The organism is Bacteroides pyogenes DSM 20611 = JCM 6294 (assembly GCF_000428105.1).
GTDB classification, from domain to species: Bacteria; Bacteroidota; Bacteroidia; order Bacteroidales; family Bacteroidaceae; genus Bacteroides; species Bacteroides pyogenes.
In genome coordinates this window covers 1-11,820 of the sequence record NZ_ATZH01000043.1, presented here as the reverse complement: position 1 = coordinate 11,820, position 11,820 = coordinate 1, and the positions used below count along the sequence as shown (strand labels likewise).

The 11,820-nt window shown below is 50.0% G+C and carries 8 protein-coding genes; 7 read left to right on the top strand and 1 reads right to left on the bottom strand.

Features of this window, described 5'->3' with window-relative positions; all coding sequences use genetic code 11:
• Positions 1–3 precede the first annotated feature (3 nt).
• The 7 genes from C234_RS0111315 to C234_RS16360 all read left to right on the top strand — a co-directional run bounded on the left by C234_RS0111315 (position 4) and on the right by C234_RS16360 (position 11,427).
• The gene (locus C234_RS0111315) at positions 4–1,419 is read left to right on the top strand and encodes a DUF5009 domain-containing protein (protein ID WP_027325863.1); all 1,416 of its coding nucleotides are present in this window, start codon (positions 4–6) and stop codon (positions 1,417–1,419) included.
• A gap of 24 nt (positions 1,420–1,443) precedes the next feature.
• A complete protein-coding gene (locus C234_RS0111310) occupies positions 1,444–2,442 on the top strand; it encodes a phosphodiester glycosidase family protein (protein ID WP_234180825.1) in 999 nt (332 codons plus the stop codon).
• Entirely contained in the window at positions 2,439–3,512 is a 1,074-nt protein-coding gene (locus C234_RS0111305) for an SGNH/GDSL hydrolase family protein (RefSeq protein ID WP_154656416.1), read from the top strand. Before C234_RS0111310 ends, C234_RS0111305 begins: the two co-directional genes overlap by 4 nt.
• Before the next feature lie 168 nt (positions 3,513–3,680).
• Entirely contained in the window at positions 3,681–5,324 is a 1,644-nt protein-coding gene (locus C234_RS0111300; RefSeq protein ID WP_027325860.1) for a sialidase family protein, read from the top strand.
• Between the two features lie 2 nt (positions 5,325–5,326).
• Complete coding sequence (locus C234_RS0111295; RefSeq protein ID WP_081688153.1) at positions 5,327–7,549, top strand: family 20 glycosylhydrolase; 2,223 nt, start codon at positions 5,327–5,329, stop codon at positions 7,547–7,549.
• 84 nt (positions 7,550–7,633) lie between these two features.
• Positions 7,634–8,299, top strand: coding sequence for an SGNH/GDSL hydrolase family protein (locus tag C234_RS0111290; RefSeq protein ID WP_021644834.1), 666 nt, complete (start codon positions 7,634–7,636; stop codon positions 8,297–8,299).
• Positions 8,296–11,427 carry a cyclically-permuted mutarotase family protein gene (locus C234_RS16360; protein WP_081688152.1) on the top strand — a complete coding sequence of 1,044 codons (3,132 nt, stop codon included), beginning with the start codon at positions 8,296–8,298 and terminating at the stop codon, positions 11,425–11,427. The genes C234_RS0111290 and C234_RS16360 overlap by 4 nt, the downstream gene beginning before the upstream one ends.
• A gap of 236 nt (positions 11,428–11,663) precedes the next feature.
• On the opposite strand, the gene C234_RS18280 is transcribed toward C234_RS16360, so the two are convergent.
• Entirely contained in the window at positions 11,664–11,795 is a 132-nt protein-coding gene (locus C234_RS18280; RefSeq protein WP_428829116.1) for a transposase domain-containing protein, read from the bottom strand.
• Between the last annotated feature and the right edge of the window lie 25 nt (positions 11,796–11,820).

Genomic DNA, 11,820 nt, shown 5'->3' with positions numbered 1-11,820 from the left:
ATTATGAATCGTTTGCGTGCTTCTTCTTTGGATGCCTTCCGGGGATACGCTATCCTGACAATGGTGCTTTCGGCCAATATAGCTTGGGGAATACTTCCCGGTTGGATGTATCATGCCCAGGTAGGCCCTCGTTCCAACTTTGTGTTCGATGGGTCTGTATATGGAATCACCTGGGTCGATTTGGTGTTCCCTTTCTTTTTGTTTGCTATGGGAGCCGCTTTCCCGTTTTCAATAGGTAATAAATACAAGAACGGTATTTCAAGATGGAAGATAGCATATGACTGTATTGTAAGAGGTTTTCGTTTAACCTTTTTTGCTGTTTTTATCCAACACATATATCCTTATGTCTTGTCTTCTCCTCAGGATGCGCGTTCTTGGTGCATCGCCTTGTTCGGATTTGCTCTGATGTTTCCGATGTTTATGAGATTTCCTTTTCAGATGCCGGAATATGTGAGAAAGCTGATCAAAGTATCGGCTTATTGTATAGGTATTGCATTGTTGCTGAACGTTACTTATGCCAATGAGAGAGAATTTAGTCTTAGCTACAGCAATATAATCATTCTGGTATTAGCGAATATGGCTGTTTTTGGTTCTCTTCTTTATCTTATTACTATCAATAAAACTTGGTTGCGTATAGCTATGTTTCCATTTATTATGGGCATTTTCCTGGGAAGTGAGAATGAACAATCATGGAATTTTAGTATAATGAATTTTTCTCCTTTTCCATGGATGTATCAATTTACCTACTTGAAATACTTGTTTATTGTGATTCCCGGGACAATCGCAGGCGAATATCTTTATGAATGGTTAAAAAGCAGTCCGGAAATAGTGAAGACTGCCATGAGTAAGGATGAACATAAAAGAATGCCTTGGATTCTTTTATGTTCTGCAGGAATTATCCTATTAAATTTATACGGGCTTTATACTCGTCATTTGCTGTTTAATCTGTTGTTTACATCTATATTGCTGTACATATTATATATCTTATTGCAAATCGAAGGGAAGAATGCCGATTATTGGTATAAGTTGTGGAGAGTGGGTGCCTATTTGTTATTGTTAGGACTTTTCTGGGAAGCTTATGAAGGGGGAATTCGTAAAGATCCTTCCACATATAGCTACTATTTCTTAACGTCAGGACTCTCTTTTATGGCAATGATTGCTTTCTCGATCATGTGTGATATATATTCATGGAATAAAATAATACGTCCATTGGAATATGCCGGACAAAATCCAATGATTGCGTATGTTGCTACACAATTGGTTGTTATGCCGCTACTTAATCTTTCAGGATTAGGAAAATATTTGTCTTATTTGGAGCATGATGCATGGTTAGGCTTTTTACGAGGAGTAATCGTGACTTCTTTAGCTCTGTTAATAACAATATTGTTTACTAAATTAAAATGTTTTTGGAGGACTTGATTTATGATGACCAAACGATTCTTAATGATGCTATTTTTTGCTCTTTCTTTTTGTTCATGCAGTGAAAGTTACCCTGAACATCCTTGGGAGTGGGGAGAAGAAGAGCAGGAAGAAAACCCTTCGATTGTAGAGCAAGGATGGGTAGTTGTTGATAATCTTGGAGAACTTCCGGATTATATCAAGGTATATAAATCGCCAGATAAATTATCGGGAAAGAAAGCAATTGCATATATAGCAGTTGCCGATATGTCGAAAGCTAAGTTTGAGGTATTGGGAGATATTGCGTATTCCGAAAAAGCCAAAGGATATGGAGGGAGTTTGGTACATACTCCGTCGGAATTCTATATGTCTTCAAAAGCATCTGTAATCATAAACGGCGGACTTTTTTTCTATTCCAACAATTTCTATTATACACAGAACATGATTATTCGTGATGGAAAAATGTTAGCTCCCAACCAAAATTACTATTCTAAAGATTGGGTGAAGTTTTGGTATCCTACAATCGGTGCCTTTTGTCAAATGAAAGACGGCACATTCAAAACCACTTGGACCTATTTCACTTCCGATAAAATTAACTATTGCTATCCCGCACCCGCCGAAAACGATATAAAGAAAGAACCTCTGCCCGTACCTTCCGCCTCTTTTCCGGCCGGTGCCGAGATTTTGGAAGCGACAACAGCTATCGGCGGAATCATTGTATTGCTGAATAAAGGGGAAATTAAAAATACTTATGTGCAAGAGATGCTGGAAGTAGGCGCTACAGCCAATCACCCCCGTACAGCAATTGGTATCACGCCGGACAAAAAGATGATTTTCTTCGTATGCGAAGGACGCAACCAGACAGAAGGAGTAGCGGGGTTGACAACTGCGGATGTGGCGCTCGTCATGAAGAATCTGGGTTGTATAGAAGCGTTGAATTTGGATGGAGGCGGTTCTTCCTGTATGTTGGTCAACGGAAAGGAAACCATTAAAGGAAGTGACGGAAAGCAACGGAAGGTATTAACGGCTGTTGGACTCAGATGATGAAAAGGATATTTACTTTCAGTATATTGTGCTTGTTTTTATGTACGTTACAGGCACAACTCGTTTACTATGACACGACTCCATTTCCGCTGTTAGGGAAGGCGACGCAAGCTACCCATACACGATATGCGCGGTTGCCGGATTCGTTGGAGCAGACTTCCCGTCCGAAGTTGTGGAAATTAAGTCGTCATTCGGCGGGAATGTCTTTGCGCTTTCGCACTAATTCTACAAAAATAGCTGTAAGGTGGGAAGTGCTTCAAAATTATGGCATGGCCCATATGACTTCTATCGGTATAAAGGGAGTGGACCTTTATTGCCTGGAGAAAAACGCCGAGTGGCGTTTTGTCAATGCAGGATGGCCCACAGGTAAAAAGAATGAAGCCACCATTATTTCCAATATGTCTGCCGAAGACAGAGAGTTTATGCTTTATTTGCCGCTTTACGATGGTGTCTGTTCTCTCTCCATCGGAATCGATTCATTGTCTTTTTTAGAACAACCTGCGGTAGACCTTCCCGTTCGCAGAAAACCGGTACTGTTTTACGGAACCAGCATCTTGCAGGGCGGTTGTGCTTCCCGTCCGGGGATGGCGCATACCAATATTATATCACGCAGATTGAATCGTGAATGCATCAATCTCGGCTTCAGTGGAAACGCTTTTCTGGATTTAGAGGTTGCGGAAGTGATTGCTCAAGTAGATGCGTCTGCAATTATTCTGGATTTTGCTCCCAATGCTTCGGTTGATCAAATGAAGGAGCGGATGGAGGCTTTTTATAGGGTTATCCGCGATAAACAACCGCTTACTCCTATTCTTTTTGTAGAAGATCCAATCTTTACCCACACTTTGTATGATAGCCGGATAGCTGAAGAGGTGAAGTCGAAGAATCAAGTGTTGAATATACTTTTCAATGAGCTGAAACGGAAAAACGAACAAAATATCATTCTGGTTTCATCGAAAGACATGCTCGGAGAAGATGGCGAGGCGACGGTCGACGGTATTCATTTTACGGATTTAGGCATGATGCGGTATGCGGATTTATTGACACCGGTTATACAAAACCTGATAGAATAAGATATAAAAAAGCAGATAAACGTTTGGGGCTTCTCACTTGTACATGTTGAAACATCATTTCAAGTGAAAGAGGAAAAATGCTAAAAATAAGGTTGTTCTTGTTGCGATGATTCATTTTAGCAAAAAAAGTCTTATCTTTGGTCGCATTAATAAATAAATTTCCTTATCATGAAGAAAAAACGTTATTTGCTTTTTTTTATTCTGTTGATTGGTGCTTTCTGTGCGAAAGCAGCGGATACTGTATTTGTGCACGAGACGCAAATACCGGTTCTGATAGAGAGACAAGACAATGTGCTGCTTTATTTGCGGTTGGATGCAAAAGAGAGCCGGGTGTTGGATGAGGTTGTGTTGGACTTCGGTAAAAGCGCTCCGGTAAGCGATATACAAGCTGTCAAGCTATATTATGGAGGAACGGAAGCTTTGCAAGACCGCGACAAAAAGCGTTTTGCGCCGGTGGAATACATCTCGAGCCATCGCGGTACGGCAGGTACTTTGCAAGCAAATCCGTCTTATTCCGTCAAATGCGCAGAGGTTGTCCGCCCCTCCGGAAAGGTACGACTGAAAGCCGATCGCAAATTGTTTCCCGGTGTCAACTTCTTCTGGATCAGCTTGCAGATGAAGCCGGAAACCTCCTTAACTACCCGAATAACTTCCCAACTGTGTTCTGTGAAAATAGATGGAAAGGAAGCGCAATGGCATGCGTCATCGCCCGAGCAGATCGTGCATCGGATGGGAGTCGGCGTTCGCCATGCGGGCGACGACGGTTCGGCAGCGTTCCGTATTCCGGGTTTGGTCACTACGAATAAAGGAACTTTACTGGGAGTGTACGATGTCCGTTACAACTCCAGCGTCGATTTGCAGGAACATGTGGATGTGGGCTTAAGCCGCAGTACCGACGGCGGAAAAACATGGGAGAAGATGCGTCTTCCTCTTGCTTTCGGTGAGTATGACGGACTCCCCGCCGCGCAAAACGGGGTGGGCGATCCTTCCATTTTAGTGGATACGAAGACGAATACCGTTTGGATTGTTGCCGCATGGACGCACGGCATGGGCAACCAACGCGCCTGGTGGAGCTCGCATCCCGGCATGGATTTGAATCATACCGCCCAGTTGGTGATGGCAAAGAGCACGGACGACGGTAAGACATGGTCGGAGCCGATTAATGTTACGGAGCAAGTGAAAGATCCGTCATGGTATTTCCTACTTCAAGGTCCCGGTCGCGGAATAACGATGAGCGACGGCACATTGGTATTCCCCACCCAGTTTATCGATTCCACCCGCGTGCCGAATGCGGCTATCATGTACAGCAAAGACCGCGGAGAGACGTGGAAGATGCACAACCTTGCGCGTACCAACACCACCGAAGCGCAGGTAGCGGAGATAGAACCGGGCGTTTTGATGCTCAATATGCGCGACAATCGGGGCGGAAGCCGTGCCGTATCCATAACGAAAGATTTGGGAAAGACATGGACCGAACATGTTTCTTCACGCAAGAGCTTGCCCGAGTCGGTATGTATGGCGAGCCTCATCAACGTAAAGGCGAACGAGAACGTACTCGGCCGTGACGTGCTGCTGTTCTCCAATCCCAATACGACAAAGGGACGTCATCATATCACCATCAAAGCAAGTTTGGACGGAGGAGTGACCTGGTTGCCCGAAAACCAGCTGTTGCTGGACGAAGGACACGGCTGGGGGTATACCTGTCTGACCATGATCGACAAGGAAACCGTAGGCATCTTGTATGAAAGCAGCGTGGCGCACATGACCTTCCAAGCGGTGAAATTGAAAGACATTGTAAAGTCCGCCAAGTAGTCATGAAGCGTCTTTATCCGTTGTTTTTCCTTTGCGGTTTTTTCTGCGTCGCGTTTGCGGTAAAGGTACAGGCATGCGGCAACACTTTATGCCGGAATCTGCCCGAAGTCCGCGCGGCAAACCCCGAACACCCCTCAGGAGATTCATATTTATTGCCGAAGTATAAAGAAGCGCATATTCCGCATTCACGCTTTCGGCTGTCAGGAGATTCATATTTACTGCCGAAGTATAAAGAAGCGTATATTCCGCATTCACGCTTTCGGCTGTCAGGAGATTCATATTTGCTGCCGAAACCGCAGATTTTTCAGCCGGGAGAAGGGAGTTTCCTCTTGGGCAGAGTCGCTCTCAAAACTCCTGTCATGCAATCCGAATGGGAGGAGTGGATCAGGCAAAAAGGCGGTTCTACGGATCATCGCGCGTCATCGCTGATAGAAGTGGTTATTGTTCCTGCCGTCGATGAGGCGCCGCTCAATCAGCAGGAGGCTTACCGGTTGCGTATAGAGAAGCGTCGCATCCGCATAGAAGCGGTGACCGATTGCGGGGTTTACCGTGCCATGCAGACATTGTCGCAGTGGGGCGAAACCGAAGGTAAGCGGACATCGCTGCGGTGTTGCGAAATAACGGACTGGCCTGCCTTCCGGATGCGAGGGTTCATGCACGACGTGGGGCGGGGGTATCTTCCGTTGGAGGAATTGAAGCGGGAGATCGACGCATTGGCGGCATTCAAGATCAACGTCTTCCACTGGCATCTCACCGAGAATCAGGCTTGGCGTCTCGAAAGCAAGATTTTCCCGATGCTAAATGACAGCGCCAACATGACGAGGCTTCCGGGCAAGTATTATACTTTGGAGGAAGCGAAAGAACTGGTCGCCTTCTGCAAAGCCCGCCACGTGCTGTTGATTCCCGAAATAGATATGCCGGGACATAGCGAAGCCTTCGTGCGCACCTTCCGCCACGATATGCAAAGCCCGGAAGGAATGAGAATCCTGAAACTTTTGACGGATGAAGTCTGCGAAACCTTCGATGTACCTTACCTGCATATCGGAACCGATGAGGTGGAATTCACCAATCCCCGCTTCGTGCCGGAGATGGTATCCTACGTCCGCGCCAAAGGAAAAAAAGTCATTTCATGGAATCCGGGATGGAAATACCAACCGGGAGAAATAGACATGACGCAGTTGTGGAGTTACCGGGGCAAGGCTCAGAAAGGCATTCCCGCCATCGACTCCCGTTTCCACTACATCAACCATTTCGATACGTTCGGGGATTTGGTGGCGCTTTACAACAGCCGCATTTACAACGCCGAAACGGGGAGCGACGATATCGCAGGGGTGATTGTGGGTGTATGGAACGACCGTCAACTGTCGGCGGAGCAAAACATGCTGCTCGAAAACAACTTTTACCCCGCCATGCTTGCCATTGCCGAACGTGCGTGGCTGGGCGGGGGAAGCGAGTATTTCGACGGGCGGGGAACGATTCTTCCTGTCGACGGGCAGTCGGAAACGTTTCTCGAATTTGCCGATTTCGAGCGACGGATGCTGTGGTACAAACAGACGAAATTCGCGGGTTATCCGTTCGCTTATGTAAAGCAGACAAACGTAAAGTGGAGGATAACCGACGCTTTTCCCAACCATGGAGACCTCGCGATGCGGTTCCCGCCGGAAGAAAAACAGGAAGAAAGCTACGTTTACGAAGGCAAAACCTACGGAACCGCTCCGGCGGTGGGAGCGGGCATCTACTTGCGTCACGTATGGGGCACGCTGGTTCCCGCATTCTATAAGTCGCCCCGAGAGAATCATACCGCTTATGCTTATACTTATGTTTATTCTCCCCGCAATCAGGAAGTCGGCTTATGGGCGGAGTTCCAGAACTACGGACGGTCGGAAAGCGACCTTCCTCCGCCTCAGGGACAGTGGGATTATAAGGGAAGCCGCATCTGGATCAACGACCGGGAGATTCTTCCTCCCGTGTGGACGGCGACCCACCGGACGCGCAGCAATGAGATACCGTTGGGCAACGAGAACTGCGTCGCACGTCCGCCTCTCCGTGTCAACCTGCGCGAAGGATGGAACAAAGTGCTGCTGAAACTGCCCGTCGGACGGTTTCAAACCCCCGAAGTGCGACTCGTAAAGTGGATGTTTACCTGCGTCTTTGTCACCCCCGACGGGGAGAGAGCGGCGGACGGGCTGGTCTATTCGCCGGAGCGGGAGTTGCCTGCGCCTTAAAACGCGGCGGTTGTCGTGAGGGCGGGAAAGCGTGTTCCGCTATTTCTATTCGTTATATAACCTATCTTTATTGTTTTCATCATCATGAAAAGACTTTTTCTCTTCGCCCTTCTATGTTGGGCATTCGCGTCGGGATATGCGCAGGAAAAGAAATATTCCACTTTTTACTATCAGCGAGCTACGCTCTTCGAAGCCTTGCCGGTATCGTCCAAAGATATCGTTTTCTTGGGCAACAGCATCACGAACGGCGCCGAATGGGCGGAATTGCTGCGTAACAAACGGGTGAAGAACCGCGGCATCAGCGGGGATGTCTGCATGGGAGTTTACGACCGGCTGGCTCCGATTCTGAAAGGAAAGCCCGCCAAAATATTCCTGCTCATAGGCATCAACGACGTGAACAAAGGCGCTTCTGCCGATACCATTGCGAATCATATCGGGCAAATCGTGCGGAAAATCAAGAGCGATTCCCCCCGCACCAAGCTCTATCTGCAAAGCGTTTTGCCGGTGACGGACGAGTTCGGGATGTTTAAGGGACACACTTCCCGGTGGCGGATGGTGCCCGAAATCAACCGCCAGTTGCAGGAGCTTGCCCGGAGGGAAGGGGCGACATATATCGACCTTTATTCGCATTTCGTGGACGGAGCGACCGGAAAGATGAAAGCCGAATATACCAACGATGGGCTCCATCTGCTTGGAAAAGGCTATTTGAAGTGGGTGGAAATCGTTAAACCTTACGTGAACAAGCGATGAAAAGATACCTGTTTGCCGTTTTTTGCCTATTGGTGTGTCTGGTTGCCGCTGCCCGGCAACGTATAAAAATTGCTTGTGTGGGAAACAGCATCACCTACGGATACGGTTTGCCCGACCGGGAGGTTCAGGCATATCCCGTCCAACTTCAGAAGATGTTGGGCGACGGATACGAAGTGGGCAACTTCGGGAAATCGGGAGCTACGCTCCTGAGTAGCGGGCATCGACCCTATATCCGACAGGAAGAGTACCGGAAAGCGATTGAATTCGCGCCCGACATTGCAGTCATTCATCTGGGCATCAATGATACCGACCCGCGCGACTGGCCTCACTTTCGCGACTCGTTTGTCAAAGACTACATAGCCCTGATAGACGCCTTCCGTCAGGCAAATCCGGATGTCCGCATCTTGATTGCCCGTATGACGCCGATAGCCGACAGACACCCGCGCTTCTTGTCCGGCACGCGCGATTGGCACGGAGAGATACAGGCAGCCATCGAAACGGTTGCCCGCTGCGCCTCCGTCCGGCTCATCGATTTCCACGCTCCACTCTATCCTTATCCGTTTTTACTGCCCGATGCCGTTCATCCTACGGCCGAAGGGGCTGCGCTTCTTGCGAAAACGGTTTATTCCGCCGTTACGGGCGATTACGGCGGACTGAAAGTCTCGCCGCTCTATACCGACAATATGGTGCTTCAGCGGGATGTTCCGCTCAGTATCTGCGGCACTGCCGACGCGGGCGAAAGAGTTACGGTAACTGTGGGCGGACAGCAGCGGAATGTACGTGCCGGAACGGACGGGAAATGGAAGGCGGACTTGCTGCCGATGCGGGCGGGCGGTCCTTTTGTCCTTAAGATTGCCGGTTCCCGCCGCTCGTTTGAATTCCGCAACGTGTGGGTGGGGGAGGTATGGCTCTGCTCCGGACAGTCGAACATGGAGTTTATGCTCAAAGAAGCGGCTTCCGCCGGAGAAGATATTCCGCAGGCTGCGGACGAGCAGCTGATGTTTTACGACATGAAAGCCCGTTGGCGCACCAACGCGGTGGAGTGGGAGCCGGCCGTGCTCGACTCGCTCAACCGCCTTCGCTATTATGCCGATACCCGCTGGCAGCCATGTACTCCTTCCACTGCCGCCGCTTTTTCCGCCGTTGCTTACCATTTCGGGCGGATGCTGCGCGACAGCCTGCAAGTTCCCGTAGGACTGATTTGCAATGCCGTGGGCGGTTCGCCCACGGAGGCGTGGATAGACCGCCGCACGCTGGAATATGAATTTCCGGCGATACTGAAAGACTGGATGCAAAACGATTATATTCAGGATTGGGTACGCGGAAGGGCTGCGCTCAACCTGAAAAAAAGCGCGGGCAAGTACGCGCGGCATCCTTACGAGCCGTGTTACCTGTTCGAGTCGGGCATTCTTCCGCTGCAACGATACCCGCTGAGAGGAGTCATCTGGTATCAGGGAGAATCGAATGCCCACAACGAAACAACGCATGAAAAGCTTTTCCGGTTGCTGGTCCGCAGTTGGCGTGAAAACTGGAAAAATGAAAGCATGCCTTTCTATTACGTGCAGCTTTCGAGCCTCCACCGTCCTTCGTGGCCTTGGTTCCGCGACAGTCAGCGGAGGCTGATGGCTTCCGTTCCATATACGGGCATGGCGGTATGCACCGATCGGGGCGATTCGCTGAACGTTCATCCCGCCGACAAGAAACCGGTAGGCGAGCGGTTGGCGCGTTGGGCGTTGCACAGTACTTACGGGAAAGAAACGGTAGTGCCTTCCGGTCCTTTGTTCCGTAGCGCCGATTTTCGTGGAGGAGCCGTCCGGCTGACATTCGATTACGGCGAGGCGATGGGCAGTGCCGACGGCATGCCTTTGCGCTCCTTCGAGTTGGCGGAGACGGAAGGGCTTTACTATCCCGCAAAGGCGGAAGTGGCGGGCGGCAAAATAAAAGTATATACCGACAAAGTGGCGCGTCCCCGTTACGTGCGTTATGCGTGGGAACCTTTCACCCGTGCCAATCTGGTGAACGGAGCGGGACTTCCCGCTTCCGGTTTCCGTGCCGAAGTCCGGCAGACTCCTGCAAGCGATATCCGGATGCAGGCGATGAAGGGATTCCCGAAAGGGGAGAAAGGTTTCGACAAGGGGGTATCCGCTTGCTATGCCGGCATCCTTAGCGGGCGGTTGCTGATAGCGGGAGGTTGCAACTTCCCCGGCGTCCCGGCCGCTCAGGGCGGGAAGAAGAAGTATTACCGCCATGTATATGCGGCGGACTTCGATGCCGACTCTGTTTTCGTGTGGAGAAAGGTGGGCGAGCTGCCTGCTCCTGCCGCATACGGGGCGGCGGTAACCGCTGCCGACGGTGTGGTTTGCATCGGAGGAACGAATGAAAAAGGCGCGATGAAAGATGTGTACCGCCTTCGGTGGGACGAGTTGCGGCGGCGGACGTTCGCAGAGCCGTTGCCCTCGCTGCCTTTTGCCTTGGACAACTTCACCGCTTCGCTTTCGGGAGAGCGGATTTTCGTGGCGGGAGGCAACCGTGACGGAAAGCCTTCGAACACGTTCTTATGCCTCGACTTGCAACGTTTGTCCGAAGGGTGGCAGTCGCTTCCCGATTTTCCCGGTCCGCCGCGCATACAGCCCGTTTCGGCGGTCGGACACAACGGGAAGGAATCTTGTTTCTACCTTTGGGGCGGTTTCGCGCCTGCGGCGGACGGGAAAGAACCTACCCTCTCCGTCGACGGCTATGCGTATGTCCCCTCTTCGGGACGGTGGATTCCCGTTGCCGCACCTGCGGGCGACGACGGAGAGAGCGTGTCGTTGGGCGGCGGCGTGGCGGCGGCGATGAACGACAGCCTTATCCTTTGCATGGGAGGGGTGAACAAAGATATCTTTCTGTCGGCTCTCCTCGCCCCGGCAAAAGATTATTTGCTGCACCCCGCCGAGTGGTACCGTTTCAACCGCAAGGTACTGGTGTACAATGTACGGAGCGATGAATGGCAAGAGATAACGGAGACTTCTTCGACCGCCCGCGCGGGAGCGGCATTGGTTGGAATCGGCAACCGGTTCTTCTCCATCAACGGCGAATTGAAACCGGGAATCCGGACTCCGGAAATCATCAAAATCAGTTTTCCGTAAACCATACTTTGCTAAAAACGAACAGAGCCTCTGATCGGACGGATCGGAGGCTCTGTTTGTTTCAGTCGGAGGCTCTGTTTGTTTCAGTCAGAGGCTCTGTTTGTTTCAGTGTAAGCCTCCGGTAAAGTACGTATTGCAAAATACAAAAAATTAGTCCCGACTGGGCACGATTCGTTCAGATTCGCCTCCGAGTCGGGACTAATAGCATCAAATTATATCAATTCGGAACAGATTTGTTATGATTTCACCCAGTTCCGTGGAAGAAGTTCTGTCATATCCTTTTTATCCCTTTCATAATACGGTATTTTCCTCAGTACGTCCTCCATCCACACTCTAGGGTCAACTCCGGCAGACTTGCAGGTCCCGATAAGGGAATATACAATGGCCGCTCTG